The organism is Acinetobacter sp. WCHA55 (genome assembly GCF_002165305.2).
Taxonomy (GTDB): domain Bacteria; phylum Pseudomonadota; class Gammaproteobacteria; order Pseudomonadales; family Moraxellaceae; genus Acinetobacter.
This window is the reverse complement of sequence record NZ_CP032286.1, coordinates 2,961,341-2,979,170: the sequence shown is the minus strand read 5'-3', so window position 1 is coordinate 2,979,170 and position 17,830 is coordinate 2,961,341. Positions and strand designations below refer to the sequence as shown.

Below are 17,830 nucleotides of genomic sequence, written 5' to 3'. Positions count from 1 at the left end.
CAAAATAACACTTTAGTGTGTTGGCTTTTTCTCAGTTTGTTGTGCTTTCAATTGTTGTTGCAATTGTGCAAGACGAGCGTTTAGTAATTGAATTCTCTGATCTTTCTGATTAAGTGCCACTTCTAATTGTGTTACGTTTCTCTGTAATTTAACGGTTTTTTCACGGGATGTCATAACTTTTAATGACAACTCGTTTGATGTTTGATTCTTTTCTGTCGACTTCTTGGCAGAACCGTGGCTTGAATCTTGCTCTTTCTCTGCAACCAAACTCATCTCGGCTTGATTGAGGCGGTATTTCGCCTTGCCAGATTGCTGTGAGCTTTGTTTTGGAAGGGATGAAACGGAGACTTTTTGTTCTGATTTTGCTGTTTGTAGGCCCGTTAAATTAAGGTTGGCACCACGTCGTAAGCGGTTTACGTCCCCTTGAATAAAGGCATGTTCATTCTTGGCTTTAATTTGTTGCATGACTTCACCGACAGGACGGTTTTCTTCAGCAGCAATACGTGATGCAATGCCCCAGAGAGATTCATTCGACTGGACAACATGGGCACTTTGCGGTGTGGCTTGGCGTGCAGTAGTTGTAGGGGCAGCAGGTGTTTTTTTTGCTGTCGATGGACTAATTTGTGGGCTGGCCTGTGCTGAAATTGGTGCATCTGATTTTTGAACTGAATCTGCATATTTTTGCACCAATGGATCTGCCGATTTTTTCGCTTGTGTAATAGGTTCAACACGTGGAGCTGATGTTTGAGCAGTTGCTGCAATTTGCGTAGAGGCTACTGAAATAACTTGCGTTGGCACTGCAATAGCGGTCGCACTCATGCTCGGTGGAGTATGGTTATTGAGTTTGAGGGGTGTCGTGTTTGTCGTTGGCGTAGCTGTTGTTTTTAAGCTATTGAATTGTGTGCTGACAGGTAAGTTCAGTGCAATATCTTTTTCGTTGACAATCACCACTGGCTTTAAGGCTTTTTCATTATTATTCGCGCGTGCTTGAAGTGCTGCCGATCGTTTATTGGCTGTTTTAATATGTTGTAGCCTTGCCGCATTGCCTTCTTTGATTTTGACGACAATGTTGAGTTCCGCTTCAGTTAAAGGACGTGAAGAGGTAATCGTAATCACACCTGTACTGGCGCTGGTACGACGGGTAAAAAAGTTCAGATTACTGGGCGGCTGATGCATGACGCCTAGAGACATCAAATCTTCTGCGCTGGCTAGACTGGCTTGAATGGGAGCATTCGGATCGGCATCGTGAAAGTTCAATTCTGCATACAACAGTTCCCCTGGTGCAGATTGAATTTGAATAGGATCAACAGTGATCGCATTCACATTTTGCGAAGCAATAATGGCTAAAATGGCTATCTTTAATTTGTTATTTACGGTCATCTTAATCTTTAGCTCGGTCACAGATCGCAAAGCGAAAATTATAGATTAGCGAGTTGTGTGTTATTTGTAAAACGTTAACATCAGGGTTACAAAAAAAAGCCGATCAAGTGTGATCGGCTTAATACTTTAGCGGGTAAATGCTTAAGTATTTTTGTAGTCAATCAGGATACGGAGCATGCGACGTAAGGGTTCTGCAGCACCCCAAAGCAATTGATCACCGACAGTGAAAGCACCTAAGTACTCTTTGCCCATATTCAATTTACGTAAACGACCAACAGGGACTGTTAATGTGCCTGTTACAGCTACAGGTGTTAAATCCGTCATAGACGCTTCACGGGTATTTGGAACCACTTTTGCCCATTGGTTCGCGCTACGTAACATATCTTCGATTTCATCGAGTGGCACGTCTTTCTTCAGCTTCAAAGTTAAAGCTTGAGAGTGACAACGCATTGCACCAATACGCACACAATGACCGTCAATCGGAACGATTTGCTGGTTGCCCAAGATCTTGTTGGTTTCAACTTGACCTTTCCACTCTTCTTTCGATTGACCGCTTTCTAATTGCTTGTCAATGTACGGAATGAGCGAGCCTGCTAAAGGCACACCAAAGTTTGCAGAAGGGAAGCCCTCACCACGTTGTAACGCTGCAATTTTACTATCGATGTCTAAAATTGCTGATTTCGGGTCATCTAGTAAATCTTTAGTGTTGTTGTACAAATAACCCATACCCGTGATGAGTTCACGCATATTTTGCGCACCAGCACCAGAAGCTGCTTGATACGTCATTGACGTTGCCCATTCCACCAAATTGTTTTGGAATAGACCGCCTAAGCCCATTAACATTAGTGAAACAGTACAGTTACCGCCCACGAATGTTTTGGTGCCTTTCACTAAGCCATCTTTAATGACATTCATGTTGACAGGGTCAAGTACGATGATCGCTTCATCATCCATACGTAAGGTAGAAGCAGCATCAATCCAATAGCCTGTCCAGTTTTCCGCTTTAAGCTTCGGGAAAACTTCTGAGGTATAGTCGCCACCTTGACAGGTAATAATGACATCCATTTGCTTCAGACTCTTAATGTCTGATGCATCCATAAGTGCTGGGGCAGTCTTACCACCAAATGCAGGGGCTTCACCACCTGCATTACTGGTAGAAAAATAGAATGGCTCAAAGTGAGCAAAGTCATTCTCTTCAACCATACGTTGCATAAGGACGGAACCAACCATCCCGCGCCAACCGACCAGACCTACTTTCATGTCATTTTGCCTCGGTGCGTTAAAAAATTAAAAGGGGTTTGAGTGTATCAAAAGCGACCACAACTGCAAGCACTACACAATGAAAACAGCAATTATATTGTGCAATATATCTTGTTTATGTTACATGCAAAATTGATATTAATTTATGAATCTACAAAAAATTAAGAATATAAGAGTTATTGCTTATGATCTGGGTTGAGTTGCTGGCATGTATTGTGATTTGGTTAAGCTTTTGGTCACTGATTCCACGTGATGAATGGTGGTTTCGTGGTGCAGATTTTCCACGGCTCCAGATTTTGGCATTGGGGCTGATTGCATTTATCTTGATGTTGTTTTGGGATGCACCTTGGGATTGGGTACGTGAAGTCATTTTGCTGGGATTAATTGCGGCAGTGGCGTATCAACTCAAAATGGTGTTGCCTTATACCTTTGTATGGAAAAAGCAGGTCAAAACGGTTGCCAAAACAGAGTTACAGCCAGAACGTCAGATTTCTTTAATTGTATCGAATGTACTGACGCCCAATACTCAATACCATTTATTACTGCAGCAGATTCATCAGCATCAACCTGACTTGATTTTGACTTTAGAGTCAGATGGACATTGGGAACAAGCCTTGGGTGAACTTGCAGATGACTATCCCTATCGGGTTGCAGTACCTTTGGATAATCTGTATGGCATGCATTTGTACAGTCGTTTAGCGCTTAAAAATACTGAAGTTAAGTTTATATTGAGCGATGAAATTCCTTCAATTCATGCCACAGTCATCCTAAGGTCAGGACAACCAGTGCAACTGTACTGCTTACACCCGAAACCACCAAGTCCGACCGAAGCCAAAGACTCTACTTTACGTGATGCTGAACTATTGATAGTCGGGGATCAGATCAAAGATTTGGATGAGAGTTGTATTGTGATGGGGGATTTAAATGACGTGGCGTGGTCGCGCACGACACGACTTTTTCAACGGATTAGCGGGTTGCTAGACCCCCGAGTTGGACGACATTTTGTTAACACTTTTCATGCCGACTATCCCTTACTGCGCTGGTCACTGGATCATGTCTTTCACAGTACGGATTTTGCCTTAGTGCAGATGCAGCGTTTACCTCATATTGGTTCAGATCATTTCCCAGTATATGTGGTGCTACAAACAGGTCGGGTGTTTAAGCAGATACAAGAAGAGCTAGAACAAACCGAAGCCGATGAGCAAGAGGCGCAGGAGGCAATTGAAGATGGAATTGAGAAAGCGGAACGAGAAGGTAAGCAGGTTACAGATAAAATTGCCAAAGATTACCAGTAAATATACGGGTGCTCGGATTTCATCAGTGTAGGATATGGCTTACAGGGATTTGGGAATCTGACGAATGGTTAGTCATTTGGTATCCCCGTATTCTAGTCTCATCAGCAGATGGAGCGGGAATGGATTATCCCAGTATGGAAGTTGAAGCTGATGGAAATCATCATGGATATGATGCAGGTATGGAATGCCACCAAATAAAACAAGAATAACGTTGAAAGCACAACCTCATGTACCCGAGTTCTGCAGGACGCAGAACTCGGGTTCTACTTTATTAATCAGACTTTTTTATTAAGAGTAAATCTTGTTATAGCCTGCAGGGCGAGTTTTAAAGCGACGGTGGAACCACATATATTGAGTCGGAGCAATACGGAGTTGATTTTCAATAATTTGATTCACTCGTGTCGCATCATCGACTTCATCTTCGCTAGGTAAGTTTTCCACTGCAGGTTCAATCAACACTTTGTATTGTGGGTTTTTAATATCCCCATCACGATAAAAATACAGAGGAATGGCTGCAGCCTTGGTCATTTTCAATAAGCGACGGTGTGCTGTAACTGTCGCTGCAGGGACGCCAAAAAATGGTGCCATCACGCCTTGTTTTAAGCCAAAGTCTTGATCTGGACTATACCAAATGGCATGGCCATTTTTTAAGTTACGGACCAAACCACGCATGTCGTCATGATCGATTTGATGTGCATAAATGGTGGCGCGACAACGGTAGATAAGCATATCCAACAGTGGATTATTTTGTGGGCGATACACCACATCTGGTTCAAAATACTGTGCGCATAGATAACCACCCGCATCGAGCAAAGTTGAGTGGGTTCCTAAAAGCAGTGCACCTTTACCTTCTGCTTGTGCTTTTTGAATATGTTCTAAACCTTCAATACTGACTCGGCCGGTAAACCACTTTGGGCTGTACCATGCATTCAGTGTTTCAAAGACCCCCAACATTTGATCGACAAAAACCAGGCGCGCATTTTCAATAACTTCTTGGGTCGACCACTCTGGGAAACACACTTCCAGATTACGAACGGTGGTTTTACGTCGCGACTTCAAATATTTAAAGCAAAGGTTACCTAAGAGGGTTGCCAGTCGGTGTTGAATTGCCCATGGGAGAATCGCCAATATCATGAGAAAGATGATACCAATCCAAACACCCCAATATTTGGGATGGAGAAAAGACCACTGAAATTCACCGGGTTGATAGTCTGGCTTTGAACTCATAAATTGCGATAAAGACTGGAAAAAGAATATTTCGAGTTTAGCATGAAGCAAGAATGAAGATGCAATCTTCACCATCAACCTGTTGTACAGGACCTTTTAATCTCAAGTTGTGATGGTTTTTATGAGGTGGGTGAAATTGTATTCATGCTCAGTGGAGAACATGGTCTAAACATCTCGCAACATTTGTTTTGTTTTAATTTGGGTGAAATTCACAATACTAAGAAGAAAGATAAGAATAGGGAGATAAAAATGCTAAAAAACATTATCAGTTGCGGTGTGCTATTCATTGCTTTAACGGGCTGTGTCTATAGTCCATACGATGATTATAATCATTATTATCATGGGTTTGGTTGGACAGGGTATGAACCATTTCCACTAGAAGACCATCGGCCGCCGCCACCTAATGGTCATGGCGGTGGGCATCCAGGGGGACAACATCCTGATCATATCCATCCAGGAGGAGGGCAGCCTGGTGGAGGTGGGTTGCATCCAGGAGGTAGTCATTCAGGTGGTGGTGGGATTCATCCTGGCGGACATCCAGGTGGCGGTGCTGGTATACATCCTGGCGGTGGGCATCGTCAGCCACGTTAAATAAAAAACTCCGCATTGTGCGGAGTTTTTTTATGGAGCTTACGAAAAATTATTTAGTTAAATTTTCCAGTTCTTCCCAACGTTCTAGTTTTTCCAGCAATAGCTCATCAATTTCAGTCAAACGATTCGACAACGTCATCGCCTTGTCTGCATCTGAAATAAAGAGTGAACCATCTGCAAGTGATGCATTGATTTCCGCTTGCTCTTTTTCCAGTGCTTCCATTTCGGCAGGCAGTTGCTCAAGCGCACGTTGATCTTTATAGCTGAGTTTGACTTTTTTAGTAGGTACTGCGTTCGCTTCAGCTTTCGCCGCTGCTTTTTTCACAGCACTTTTTTGATCAACCGCAGTTTGGTCTGGTCGCTGTTGTAAGTAATCTTGGTAACCACCGATGTATTCATCGATATTGCCTTTACCATCGAACACCCAAGTTGAGGTGACCACGTTATCCATAAAGGCACGATCATGCGAAATAAGCAATAAGGTACCTTTGTAGTCGGACAACATTTCTTCTAGTAGCTCTAATGTCACCATATCCAAGTCATTGGTGGGTTCGTCCATCACGATTAAGTTGGAAGGCTTAAGTAGTAACTTGGCTAAAAGAATACGGTTACGCTCACCACCTGAAAGGGCTTTGACTGGTGTACGCGCACGTTCTGGTGAGAACAGGAAATCTTGCAAATAGCTATAAATGTGACGACGGTTACCATTCACATCTACATGGTCAGAACCTTCTGACACGTTATCTTTGACTGATTTTTCAAGGTCGAGAGCATTACGTAATTGGTCGAAGTAAGCCACTTCCAATTGCGTACCAGTTTTCACCGTACCCGTATGTTCTTGTTCGCCTAAAATGGCTTTAATGAGGGTAGTTTTACCCACACCGTTGTCACCGACAAGACCAATACGGTCACCACGTAGCACCAATGCTGAGAAGTCTTTGATGATAGGCGCAGCCTGACCAAAGCGAACACTTAAGTTTTCAATTTCAAAGACCACTTTTCCTGAACGGCTAGCATCTTGCGTCGCCATGCTGACTTTGCCTTGCTGAGAACGGCGCGCTTTTGATTGTTCACGTAATTCTTTTAATGCACGTACACGACCTTCGTTACGTGTACGACGGGCTTTAATGCCTTGGCGAATCCACACTTCTTCTTCAGCTAAGCGCTTGTCAAACAGTGCATTCTGCTTTTCTTCTGCTTCCATTTGCTGTGCTTTCAGCTCAAGGTAACGTGAGTAGTTGCCTTCATAGCTACGCAGGGTGCCGCGGTCGAGTTCAACAATTCGAGTTGCAATACTGTCCACAAATGAACGGTCATGCGAGATGAACAATAAAGTTAAATTATTTTGATCAAGTAAAAACTTTTCCAGCCATTCAATACTTTCAACGTCCAAATGGTTGGTTGGTTCGTCTAGTAATAGTACATCGGGTTGGGTAAGGAGCGCGCGAGCAAGCAGCACACGACGCTTACGGCCACCTGATAAATCGGCCAAATCGGCGTCTGGGTCTAGGCCCATTTTACTTAAAATAGAATTGACTTTGGTTTCTAAAGCCCAGCCATCCAACTGATCTAGTTTGTGTTGTAGGTTACCCATGCGATCACACGCTTCCATGTCCCCGAGCACACAAGCATCACTGGCTTCATGATAGGCTCTGAGCACATCTGCGGCTTCACCTGCGCCATCTGCCACGATATCTGCCACTTTACCTGAGTCCATTGGTACATCTTGAGCCAACATGGAAATGGTGATGCCGTTTTGTAGAGAAACTTCACCAGAATCGGGCAATAAACTTCCCTCGATCAGTTTAAGTAAAGTAGACTTACCTTCACCATTACGACCAATTAAACACACTCGTTCACCGCGCTCTAATGAAAAGTTCGCGCCGTCGAGCAAGGCAGGTCCACCAAACGCAAGTTGGACATCCCTTAAAGTAATATAGGCCATAATGTTTCCTGAAAAATCTCAAATGAGGACTTGAAGTGTCTAAACAACAAAATATTGATAATCAAGCGCCATTGTCCGCACCCATTGAAGATTTGCAAGTCCGAATTGCATTTTTAGATGATTTAGTTGAACAACTGAATGAACAATTGGTGATTCAAGGGCTGGAAATTGCTGATTTAAAAAAACAAATGCAAATTTTGTATCAACGTGTTGAATCTTCAGATTTGTCCGATGGAATTGCGACATTTGACCCGATGGCCGATCGTCCACCACATTATTAAGTTTATTTGCTGTCTTGGGCTAAAAAATGCTGTGAAGTGGGTTGTGGATATTGCTGAGCCTTGTCTCTTTTTTTTGTTTTACTCAACTCAAAGCTCGATTTGACTGACGAAATCATTTGACCTTTGATGCAGTTCCTACTCTAATACCCGCTTTCTGGTGCATCCCATAAAAACTGTCCTATGACTCAAAAAGTTGTTCTTCTTGACCTTGAAAATAATGTTCCGACTGCCAAATTGTTGCGTGAGATTGTGGAGCATTATCCAACTTTGTATTTGTTTCATTGCCAAGGTCAATTTGAGTACGCATTGCAAGATTTAACGGAACTGGCTGCTTGGATCAGTAGTGGTCAAGTGGTGATTTTAGACACCCCCAAAGTCGAGCAAAAAGAATTCGAATATGCCGTGGTGGTGGGGCAGTTAATGGCTTTACTTGAGCCAGAGACGCAAGTTGAAATTATCTCTGCGGTCAATACCGCAGAAATACTCTTGGACTTAATGCAATCTTCGCATATTCAGAGCAATTTGATCCTCATTCAGTCTGAAGCGTTACCGATTCAACGTCATCTTCCCAGTTTAGACAGCATCAAAAATCAGCCTTATTTAAAAATGGTCAAAAAATATTGTGATGCTTTGGGGAAAATGTCAGGTAAGCCGAACACATTGGACGGTCTAAAAAATTCAATAAGTAATATTTTGCAACTCGTACCTGAAAAGACGCAGCGGCTAGTGGGGATGTTGATTAATCTCAAAATCATCAAACGCTATGATGAGCAGATTCGCTTTCGTAAAAAAGTGTTGAAGCAGTGGTTGGCACTGAATTTAGATGAACAAGACCCAATTACACAGCCGCAGAGCATGCAACAAGCGCTACAGCAACTGCAAAAAGACAGGGTTGTGGATAAGCTTGAACCAACTGCAGATATGCAGTCCGCACAACAAGAGTTGTTTAAAAACTTTGCAAAGATTGACCCTGTACAGCTTGAGGTTGCACGAAAACTGCGCGAGTTAAAAACCAATAAACCCAAAGATATCTATGCACTCCGTGATTTGCTTGAGCAAATGTTTCCGAAGTCAGATGTGCGTATGTTACTGAAAGAGTTACTCGATAAAGGCTATATTTACTGGAATGGACATGAAGTTCTATATAGTCATGAAATGTTCTTAAATTAATTTTATCGTTCAAACTTGCGTTTTATATTGTGCTTATGCAACTCTAATAAAGGAATAAAAAGGTTGTGCTATGGAAAATACTGGAATTTGGGTTGTTGGATTTATCATCTTATTCATCCTCGGCTCGATTTTTGGACTACGTGTCAGTCCAAGAGAGAAAGCTTTAGGTGAAATGCGTGATAAAGCGCGTAAGATGGGTTTACACCCGCGTTTAGTTGCAGCACCTGACTGGACAAAAATACCAATGGCTTCGGAAAATCGTGCCAGTATGGTGGCGTACTATAGTGTCCTGATTCCAGAAGCACGCCTACCTTTAATGCGCGCTCGCGTTGTTGATCAACAGCTTGAGCTCATTACAGGTGATGACAAGTTTAAACATTTACCCATTGAATTAAAGGGTATTTATGCTATTGATATGCAAGCAAACTGCGTGGGACTCTATTGGGATGAGCATTCTGACTTAAGAGCAACCCAGTTAGATGCCATGAAAGCATATTTACAGTCTTTGGCTGAACTTTAATTTTACAGACCCATTGAAACAGGATTAACGGTTAATATGGCGAAAGCTCCTCGGTCCACATCCAAAAGTACTACAGCAGATTCTCCTGAGGCTGGGAAAAAGCGTGCTTTAGTGATTGTGGAGTCGCCTGCAAAAGCGAAAACAATCAATAAATATTTAGGCTCGAATTACATTGTGAAGTCGTCTGTGGGTCACGTGCGTGATTTACCTACAGGTGGTTCCAGTAAGACTGCAGAAAAGAAGCCAGCAACACGAACCAAACTAACCGATGCTCAGAAAGCTGAAAAAGCACAAAATGCATTGGTCAATCGTATGGGGGTTGATCCTGAGCATGACTGGAAAGCACATTATGAAGTGCTTCCAGGTAAAGAGCATGTAGTTGCTGAACTGAAAAAGCTTGCTTCGCAAGTTGACGAGGTCTATCTCGCAACGGACTTGGACCGTGAAGGAGAAGCAATTGCTTGGCATTTAAAAGAAGTGATTGGTGGCGATGACTCACGTTATCAACGTGTGGTGTTCAACGAAATTACCAAAAATGCCATCCAAGATGCATTTAAGCATCCAGCACGCCTTGATATCGATAAAGTGAATGCGCAACAAGCACGCCGCTTTTTAGACCGTGTTGTTGGTTTTATGATTTCGCCCTTACTTTGGGAAAAAATTGCTCGTGGTTTATCGGCAGGCCGTGTTCAGTCTGTCGCAGTTAAACTGGTGGTTGAGCGTGAACGTGAAATTCGTGCGTTTATTCCCGAAGAATACTGGCAAGTTTTTGCAGACACCAAGTCACAGACCGATGACATCCGTTTAGAAGCTGTCAAACAAGCAGGTAAAGCTTTAAAGCTACGTAATAAAGCTGATACCGATGCTTTACTTAAGCTCATTAAAGATGCAGATTACAAAGTTTCAGCACGTGAAGATAAACCGACCAAGGTGAATCCGAGCGCGCCGTATATCACCTCGACTTTACAACAAGCTGCGAGTACACGTCTGGGCTTCTCTGTGAAGAAAACCATGATGTTGGCGCAGCGTTTGTATGAAGCGGGTTTTATTACTTATATGCGTACCGACTCAACCTTCTTGAGTGACGATGCGGTGAATATGGTACGTCATCATATTGAGACCGAGTTTGGTACGAAATATCTGCCTGCTAAGCCGAACCGCTATGGTAACAAAGCGGGTGCACAGGAAGCCCACGAAGCGATTCGTCCATCGAATGTAGCCTTAAAAGGCGACAGCTTGGTTGGTGTGGAACGCGATGCACAACGTTTGTATGACCTGATCTGGCGTCAATTCGTCGCGTGTCAAATGACACCTGCTGAATACTTGTCATCGACTATTTTAGTGGATGCCAACGGTGTTGAACTTAAAGCCAAAGGCCGTACCTTAGTCTTTGATGGTTTCACTAAAGTCCGTGGTCAAAATAAGTCTGACGATGATGTGTTATTGCCTGCGGTGAAAGTCGGTGAAATCCTGAAGCTTGAAAAATTAGATCCATCGCAACACTTTACTAAGCCCCCTGCACGTTTTACTGAAGCATCATTGGTGAAAGAGCTTGAGAAAAAGGGCATTGGTCGACCATCGACCTATGCGGCGATTATCTCGACCATTCAAGACCGTGGTTATGTCAAACTGGAAAACCGTCGTCTATTTGCAGAAAAAATGGGTGAAATTGTTACTGATCGTTTAGATGAAAGTTTCAATAACCTGATGAACTATGACTTTACTGCGGACTTAGAAGGTCAGCTCGATAAAGTGGCCGATGGTGAACGTAATTGGAAAGAGTTACTCGACAGTTTCTATGGCGACTTTAAAAAGCGCCTGACCAATGCGCAAGGTGAGGGCGGTATGCGCCGCAATCAACCAGTAGAGGTCGAAGCGGTTCACTGTAAAGAATGTGACCGACCAATGCAGATTCGTACGGGAACCACAGGTGTCTTCTTAGGGTGTTCGGGCTATAACTTACCGCCGAAAGAGCGTTGTAAAGGTACGTTGAACTTAACGCCAGTTGAATCACTTGCTGCACTTTCTGATGATGATGCAGCAGAAACAGCAGATTTGATGTCGAAAAAACGCTGTCCAATCTGTGAAACTGCTATGGACAGTTATGTGATCGATGGTGGTCGTAAGCTACATGTCTGTGGTAACAACCCAGACTGTGCTGGTTTTGAACTTGAAGAAGGTGAGTTCAAAATCAAAGGTTATGATGGCCCAACCATTCCATGTGATAAGTGTGATGGGGAAATGCAGCTGAAGACGGGTCGTTTTGGCCCTTATTTTGCTTGTAACAGCTGTGATAACACGCGTAAAGTACTGAAAAGTGGTCAACCTGCACCTCCACGTGTCGACCCAATTAAAATGGAACACTTGCGTTCGAACAAGCATGATGATTTCTTTGTCTTGCGTGATGGTGCAGCAGGGTTATTCTTGGCTGCAAGTAAATTCCCGAAAATTCGTGAAACACGTGCGCCAAAAGTATCTGAATTACGTTCTGTTGCTGAACAGCTTGATCCAAAATATCAATTCATTTTGCAAGCACCAGATGTCGACCCAGAAGGAAACCCAACGTTGGTGAAATTCAGCCGTAAAAACCAAGCACAATATATTGGCTCTGAAACGCCTGAAGGTAAGCAAACCAAGTGGTCATTGGTGTTCAATGATGGAAAATGGGTTGAAGCCTAAGTTTTAATTGCTTAGAAATAATCAAGAAATGCTCACTTTGGTGGGCATTTTTTATATGATGCACATCTATAAATAAAAAAAGATTTTGGTTAATGTATGATTCCTATTCGCTCTGTTGTTGTATCCGCTGTTTTACTGTCAAAAATTGAGGGCGAAATTAAACTGTTATTGATGAAGCGAGTTAAAGGTGATTATTGGTGCCATGTCGCAGGAAAGGTTGAAGAAAATGAGACCGCCAGCCAAGCGATACTTCGAGAAATCAAAGAAGAAACCGCCATTCAGCCACAACATTTATTTAGTGCAGATTACATCGAGCAGTTTTATGAGCCAAGCTTGAATGTGATTGAAATGATTCCCGCATTTGTTGGCTTGTGTGCTAAAAACCAATCTGTTCTGTTGAACTATGAGCATACTGAATATCGATGGTGTAGCTTAGCGAAAGCTAAAACTTTAGCTGTATTTTCAAATCAAAGAAAATTATACGACTTTATTTGGGAAAACTTTGTATTACAACAACCTCTATAATACATTTAGAAATTACGTAATGTATTGATCATTGTGATAAAAAAAATTTAAAAATTGGGGGGCAAAGATGTGGAAAAAACTTCGTATTTTAATCTTGCTACTGATTTTATTGGTGGTTGCTGTGAATGCTTATCGGGATCAGAACCAAGATTGGAGCAAGCCCATTATTGTATTACTCCATCCAGTGAATGCAGATGGACAGGCTACTACTCAGCAATATATTCAGCAACTGAACCTTGGAAACTTACAAGGAGTACAAGGCTATTTAGAGCAGATGTCGGCGACATATCGCGGTCAACCGATTGCGATTTATTTTCAACTTGGGCGTGAACTCAAGCAGCTACCACCGAAAGTGCCTGAGCAGGCAAGTTTATTGGATACTGTAATGTGGAGCTTAAAGTTCCGTTATTATGCATGGAAAAACCATCAGGGTTCAGATGGTGCACCAGCCGTTACTTTGTATTTGAACTATTATGATCCTGCACTAACTAAAGAGCTGAAACACTCTACAGCCTTGCAAAAAGGTCGCATCGGTTCGGTGAATTTATTTGCATCGACCAAGCAAACTGAGCAAAACAAAGTCGTTCTTGTACATGAGCTTTTACATGCCTTTGGTGCCAGTGATAAATATGACATAGCTACTGGGCAACCGATGTATCCCGTAGGTTATGCATATCCAAATCAGCAGCCCTTGTTCCCACAAGCTAAAGCTGAGCTTATGGCTGGACACATACCAACTTCGGAAACACAAAGTAAAATGCCAGAGTCGATTGATGATACCTTGGTGAATGAGATCACCGCGATAGAAATTGGCTGGAAAAAGTAACTGTGGATAATGTCGAATTTATCCACAATCCAGTGTGCTTATGTGGATAAATTCATGCCTACAAGTTAGCTGCAAAACATGTTAAAACTAAGTGAACGAAAATCAAACTTGAGAAGAAGATGAAAACAGTAGGTAATGATTTAGTTCGCCATCAACTCCATGAAAATCGTAAATGGTATTTGGGTTTAGGGATCTTATTGGTGTTGTTTGGTTTTGTCCTTTTGGCCGCTTTGCCTTTTGCAACCTTATCAGTGGTGTTTATCTTTGGCGTGTTGATGATGATAGGTGGTGTTTTACACTTCATCGCAGCTTTTAAGATTTTTGAGGGTAGCTTTCGCTGGCTATGGGCATTGTTTGGTGTGTTGTATTTGGTCGCAGGCTATTATGCATTTAGCACCCCTGTGAAAACAGCCATTGTTTTGACCAGTGTTTTAGCTGTTTTCCTGATTATTGCTGGGGTCATTCGTATCTTTAATGCAATCTTATTTCGAGCATTCCAAGGTTGGGGCTGGACACTTTTTTCTGGTGTTTTAACCCTGCTGGCGGGCATTATGATTTTAACCACACCAGATGCTCCATTTTGGGTGCTGGGTTTATTCCTTGCTTTTGATATTTTATTCCAAGGGATTAATTATCTTTCTTTAGCTTCTTATATCAAAAGAGAAGTCCCGAAAAGTTCAGCAGATGCCTAAATGATCAATCTGAACAAAAAAAAGAGTGCTTTAGCACTCTTTTTATATTTCAACACCCTTGTCATTTAAGTTTGAGAGCTGGCAAATATAATTTATGGAATATTTCGCACGATGAAAACTTTTGTACTAGCGCCCGATTCATTTAAAGAAAGTATGACTGCAGAGCGGGCCTGTGTGGCGATGCAACGTGGGATTCAAAACCTAATCCCTAATGCAGTATGTATACATGTACCCATGGCAGATGGTGGGGAAGGTACAGTCGATGCTTTATTAGCATCTTTAGCTGGCCAAAAAGTCGAATGTGAAGTAACAGGGCCATTGCCATCGCAACGAATTAAAACGTATTGGGGCTTATTTGATGGTGGGCAAACGGCTGTTATTGAAATGGCCAAAGCCAATGGGATTCATCTGCTTGAATCTGCGCAGCGGAATCCACTGCTAACCACAACTTTGGGAACGGGGCAAATGATTCGGCATGCCTTGGACGTAGGTGTGTCAAAAATTATTTTGGCACTCGGAGGCAGTGTCACCAATGATGCAGGCAGTGGCATGGCTCAAGCGCTTGGAATCAGGTTTTTAGATGTACAAGGGGTTGAACTGGCCGTTGGTGGTGGTCATTTACAAGAGATTGAACGGATTGATATGCAGGCTTTAGACCCACGCTTGCACGGGGTTCAAGTTTTGATTGCCTCTGATGTGACCAATCCACTATGTGGCATGCAAGGCGCCTCGTATGTGTTTGGTCCGCAAAAAGGGGCGAGCACAGAGATGGTTGAGCAGTTAGATCAAAACTTGAGTCACTTTGCGGATGTGGTCGAAACACAGCTTAATCTACAGATACGGAATGTTGCAGGGGCGGGTGCCGCAGGTGGGCTAGGCTTTGGCTTAATGGCATTCACAGGTGCTCAGCTTCAGTCAGGTGCGACGTGGGTGATTGAACAAACCCAACTGGCTGAGAAAATAAAGCAAGCTGATTATGTCTTCACTGGTGAGGGCAGTATCGACTTCCAAACCAAATTTGGCAAAACGCCGTGGGCGGTGGCTCAGTTAGCCAAACAGTTGAATAAACCAGTGATTGCCTTTGCTGGACGTGTTGGAGAGGATATTGAGTCATTATTGGATGAAGGGTTTAGTCAAATTGTTTCGATCAATGAGTCCGACTGTGATTTAGCCACAGCATTGAAAGATGCAGAACAGCATTTGCAAAACAGCTGTGAGCACATCACTCGACTTTTGCTTTTAAATCATGTTGAGCAAGCTTGATTTTAAATATTTGAGTCGGTAATTGATTCGAGCATAAGGCCTTGGCCTAAATTTGAAGATGTATTCCAGACAGAAATGGATAATCGTTGTTGTAGGCTCATATTGACGTCATAGATTTGTTAAACTAGTAGCATCCACGAATTGATGAGTGATTATGAGTTTAGCCAGCCTAATTGATGAATTAAACCCGCAACAAAAACAAGCTGCCACGACTGAGTTACAACACAGTCTGGTGCTTGCAGGGGCTGGCTGTGGCAAGACCAAAACCATTGTAGCGCGAGCGGCATACCTGATAGATCAAGGGATTCCAGCCAACCAAATCCAGATTTTAACCTTTACCCGTCGTTCAGCCAGCGAGATTGTGGCGCGAGTGGAGTTGGCTTTAGGTGAGCAGGCAAAAGGTCTGCGCGCTTCTACTTTTCATACTTTTTGTATGTATCTGCTACGCCGTGTGCCGAAAGCCTTTGGTTTAGAACAGTTTTCAATTATTGATCGTGATGATCAGTTGATGATGTTCCGCCTGATTCGTGGAAAAGATGATAAAAAAAATCCCAATCAGTTGCCTAAACCGCAAGAACTGTGTGATCTGTATTCTTTTGCACGCAATACGCGGCAGAAACTGAGTGATGCCTTAGAAAAACAGCATCCTGAGCATTTGGCTTTTAAAGATCAAATTGCGGAAATCATGAAAGAATATGAAACGAGAAAACGTGCTCGTAGTTTTTTAGATTATGACGATATTTTGGCAATCGTGGCCTCAGCACTCGATCAGTCAGACGGTTTAGCCGACTATGTGGCATCACTCTGTAAACACATGTTGGTCGATGAAATGCAGGATACCAATCCTTTGCAGTGGGCCTTGCTTGAACCGCTCAAAGATAAAGTGAGCCTGTTTTGTGTGGGGGATGATGCACAGTCAATTTATGGTTTCCGTGGGGCAGATTTTGAAAATATTCACCACTTTAAAGACCGTGTGCCGAATGCTCAGGTGTTTAAATTGGAGCAAAACTATCGCTCTACCCAAGAAATTTTAGACCTTTCTAATTGGTTGCTCGATCAATCTGAGATTCAATACAACAAACGTTTAGATGCACATCGCGGTGAAGGTGTGAAGCCCCGCATGCACATTTTCCCAAATGAATTTGATGAAGCAAAATGGATTGCGATCGACATTAAAGAGCGACATTATTTACAAGGAAGTAAATGGTCAGATCATATGGTTTTGGTCCGTTCTAGCTTTGCAGCACGGCATATTGAGGCCGCATGTATTGCAGCCAATGTCCCCTATCGATTTATTGGGGGTATGAAACTGCTTGAAACCGCGCATGTGAAAGATTTACTGAGCTTGCTGCGCGTGATTGCTAATCCTCTAGATGATATTGCATGGATGCGTTTTCTCACTCTGTGGAATGGGGTGGGAGATGTGGGTGCAAGCCGTCTTGCTCAGCAACTTCTACTGGAGCCTGAGTTTGATTTGATTTTTGATAAATTAGAAAAATTTGGACGGATTCCTGCTGAAACCTTGTTGATCATGAAGCAAATGACGGTGCTGAAACAGGAAGTACAGGCTTGCGTCAGTTTGGGTATTCAAGCGATTGAAGCACAATTGGCTGAAAATTATAAAAAAGACTGGAACCGCCGCCAAGGTGACTTTGAACTGGTCAAACAATTGGCGTCTAAACATAACCAGTTAAGTGAGTTCCTAGAGGAGTATGTGCTTGATCCTGTGTCAATTTCTGAAATCGAACGCCAGTCCGATAGTGATGTCGTCACCCTGATTACCATTCACTCGGCCAAAGGTACAGAGCAAAAGGTTTGTTATGTGGCGAATGTCACTCCGGGGCAGTATCCGCATGCCCGTGCTCAAGGCGATTTTAATGAGGTTGAAGAAGAGCGTCGGGTCTTGTATGTGGCGCTGACACGGGCTCAGAATGAGCTGATTTTAACTAAGCAAAATTTAAGTCTATGGGCACGAGATGTGATTGATGAGCAAGGGCGGAAAGTTGAAAGCTACTTTTTAAATGATCTGACGCGAAATTTGTGTAGCATGGAAACGCACCATAAGCCTCGCCAACAAACGGTAAAGAGTGCTTTAATTGAGCGCCAATCGATTAATTTAGATTTTGGGATTAATCTCGATTAAACTAAACTAATTACATTGTGGTATTTGTTGTGC

At 42.9% G+C, this 17,830-nt stretch carries 14 protein-coding genes and 1 pseudogene; 11 read left to right on the top strand and 4 right to left on the bottom strand.

Going from position 1 to position 17,830, the window contains the following annotated elements; translation table 11 throughout:
* Positions 1-12: 12 nt before the first annotated feature.
* Together CDG62_RS17105 and asd are read right to left on the bottom strand one after the other, a co-directional pair.
* Positions 13-1,380, bottom strand: coding sequence for a FimV family protein (locus tag CDG62_RS17105; protein ID WP_087527675.1), 1,368 nt, complete (start codon positions 1,378-1,380; stop codon positions 13-15).
* A 141-nt stretch (positions 1,381-1,521) separates the two neighbouring features.
* Complete coding sequence (gene asd / locus CDG62_RS17100; RefSeq protein ID WP_087527674.1) at positions 1,522-2,640, bottom strand: aspartate-semialdehyde dehydrogenase; 1,119 nt, start codon at positions 2,638-2,640, stop codon at positions 1,522-1,524.
* A 185-nt stretch (positions 2,641-2,825) separates the two neighbouring features.
* On the opposite strand from asd, the gene CDG62_RS17095 reads away from it, so the two are divergent.
* Positions 2,826-3,935, top strand: a complete 1,110-nt coding sequence (locus CDG62_RS17095) for an endonuclease/exonuclease/phosphatase family protein (RefSeq protein ID WP_087527673.1) — start codon at positions 2,826-2,828, stop codon at positions 3,933-3,935.
* A 288-nt stretch (positions 3,936-4,223) separates the two neighbouring features.
* On the opposite strand, the gene CDG62_RS17085 is transcribed toward CDG62_RS17095, so the two are convergent.
* Complete coding sequence (locus CDG62_RS17085; RefSeq protein WP_087527697.1) at positions 4,224-5,162, bottom strand: lauroyl acyltransferase; 939 nt, start codon at positions 5,160-5,162, stop codon at positions 4,224-4,226.
* Positions 5,163-5,411: 249 nt separating this feature from the next.
* Here CDG62_RS17085 and CDG62_RS17080 point away from each other — a divergent pair, with 249 nt between their 5' ends.
* Positions 5,412-5,753 (top strand): hypothetical protein, encoded by a 342-nt coding sequence (locus CDG62_RS17080; protein WP_087527672.1) that lies wholly within the window; start codon positions 5,412-5,414, stop codon positions 5,751-5,753.
* A gap of 49 nt (positions 5,754-5,802) precedes the next feature.
* On the opposite strand, the gene CDG62_RS17075 is transcribed toward CDG62_RS17080, so the two are convergent.
* Positions 5,803-7,698, bottom strand: a complete 1,896-nt coding sequence (locus tag CDG62_RS17075; RefSeq protein ID WP_087527671.1) for an ATP-binding cassette domain-containing protein — start codon at positions 7,696-7,698, stop codon at positions 5,803-5,805.
* Between the two features lie 35 nt (positions 7,699-7,733).
* On the opposite strand from CDG62_RS17075, the gene CDG62_RS17070 reads away from it, so the two are divergent.
* From CDG62_RS17070 to CDG62_RS17030, 9 genes and pseudogenes are all read left to right on the top strand, one after another.
* A complete protein-coding gene (locus tag CDG62_RS17070; protein WP_004692513.1) occupies positions 7,734-7,979 on the top strand; it encodes a SlyX family protein in 246 nt (81 codons plus the stop codon).
* 180 nt (positions 7,980-8,159) lie between these two features.
* Positions 8,160-9,149, top strand: coding sequence for a hypothetical protein (locus CDG62_RS17065; RefSeq protein ID WP_087527670.1), 990 nt, complete (start codon positions 8,160-8,162; stop codon positions 9,147-9,149).
* Between the two features lie 70 nt (positions 9,150-9,219).
* Positions 9,220-9,669, top strand: a complete 450-nt coding sequence (locus CDG62_RS17060) for an ammonium transporter (protein ID WP_004692510.1) — start codon at positions 9,220-9,222, stop codon at positions 9,667-9,669.
* A gap of 36 nt (positions 9,670-9,705) precedes the next feature.
* On the top strand, positions 9,706-12,348 hold the full coding sequence (topA, locus tag CDG62_RS17055) for a type I DNA topoisomerase (protein ID WP_087527669.1): 2,643 nt from the start codon (positions 9,706-9,708) through the stop codon (positions 12,346-12,348).
* 96 nt (positions 12,349-12,444) lie between these two features.
* Positions 12,445-12,893, top strand: a pseudogene (locus tag CDG62_RS17050) (NUDIX hydrolase).
* Positions 12,894-12,940: 47 nt separating this feature from the next.
* The gene (locus CDG62_RS17045) at positions 12,941-13,699 is read left to right on the top strand and encodes a hypothetical protein (RefSeq protein ID WP_087527667.1); all 759 of its coding nucleotides are present in this window, start codon (positions 12,941-12,943) and stop codon (positions 13,697-13,699) included.
* 119 nt (positions 13,700-13,818) lie between these two features.
* Complete coding sequence (locus CDG62_RS17040; RefSeq protein ID WP_087527666.1) at positions 13,819-14,391, top strand: HdeD family acid-resistance protein; 573 nt, start codon at positions 13,819-13,821, stop codon at positions 14,389-14,391.
* A gap of 111 nt (positions 14,392-14,502) precedes the next feature.
* Entirely contained in the window at positions 14,503-15,654 is a 1,152-nt protein-coding gene (locus CDG62_RS17035) for a glycerate kinase (RefSeq protein WP_087527665.1), read from the top strand.
* A 154-nt stretch (positions 15,655-15,808) separates the two neighbouring features.
* The gene (locus CDG62_RS17030) at positions 15,809-17,797 is read left to right on the top strand and encodes an ATP-dependent helicase (RefSeq protein WP_087527664.1); all 1,989 of its coding nucleotides are present in this window, start codon (positions 15,809-15,811) and stop codon (positions 17,795-17,797) included.
* The last annotated feature ends 33 nt before the right edge of the window (positions 17,798-17,830 follow it).

Excerpts from the sequence above, each read along its gene's own strand:
- CDG62_RS17105 (WP_087527675.1), bottom strand. The coding sequence starts at position 1,380 with ATGACCGTAAATAACAAATTAAAGATAGCCATTTTAGCCATTATTGCT.
- asd (WP_087527674.1), bottom strand. The coding sequence starts at position 2,640 with ATGAAAGTAGGTCTGGTCGGTTGGCGCGGGATGGTTGGTTCCGTCCTT.
- CDG62_RS17095 (WP_087527673.1), top strand. The coding sequence starts at position 2,826 with ATGATCTGGGTTGAGTTGCTGGCATGTATTGTGATTTGGTTAAGCTTT.
- CDG62_RS17085 (WP_087527697.1), bottom strand. The coding sequence starts at position 5,162 with ATGAGTTCAAAGCCAGACTATCAACCCGGTGAATTTCAGTGGTCTTTT.
- CDG62_RS17080 (WP_087527672.1), top strand. The coding sequence starts at position 5,412 with ATGCTAAAAAACATTATCAGTTGCGGTGTGCTATTCATTGCTTTAACG.
- CDG62_RS17075 (WP_087527671.1), bottom strand. The coding sequence starts at position 7,698 with ATGGCCTATATTACTTTAAGGGATGTCCAACTTGCGTTTGGTGGACCT.
- CDG62_RS17065 (WP_087527670.1), top strand. The coding sequence starts at position 8,160 with ATGACTCAAAAAGTTGTTCTTCTTGACCTTGAAAATAATGTTCCGACT.
- CDG62_RS17060 (WP_004692510.1), top strand. The coding sequence starts at position 9,220 with ATGGAAAATACTGGAATTTGGGTTGTTGGATTTATCATCTTATTCATC.
- topA (WP_087527669.1), top strand. The coding sequence starts at position 9,706 with ATGGCGAAAGCTCCTCGGTCCACATCCAAAAGTACTACAGCAGATTCT.
- CDG62_RS17045 (WP_087527667.1), top strand. The coding sequence starts at position 12,941 with ATGTGGAAAAAACTTCGTATTTTAATCTTGCTACTGATTTTATTGGTG.
- CDG62_RS17040 (WP_087527666.1), top strand. The coding sequence starts at position 13,819 with ATGAAAACAGTAGGTAATGATTTAGTTCGCCATCAACTCCATGAAAAT.
- CDG62_RS17035 (WP_087527665.1), top strand. The coding sequence starts at position 14,503 with ATGAAAACTTTTGTACTAGCGCCCGATTCATTTAAAGAAAGTATGACT.
- CDG62_RS17030 (WP_087527664.1), top strand. The coding sequence starts at position 15,809 with ATGAGTTTAGCCAGCCTAATTGATGAATTAAACCCGCAACAAAAACAA.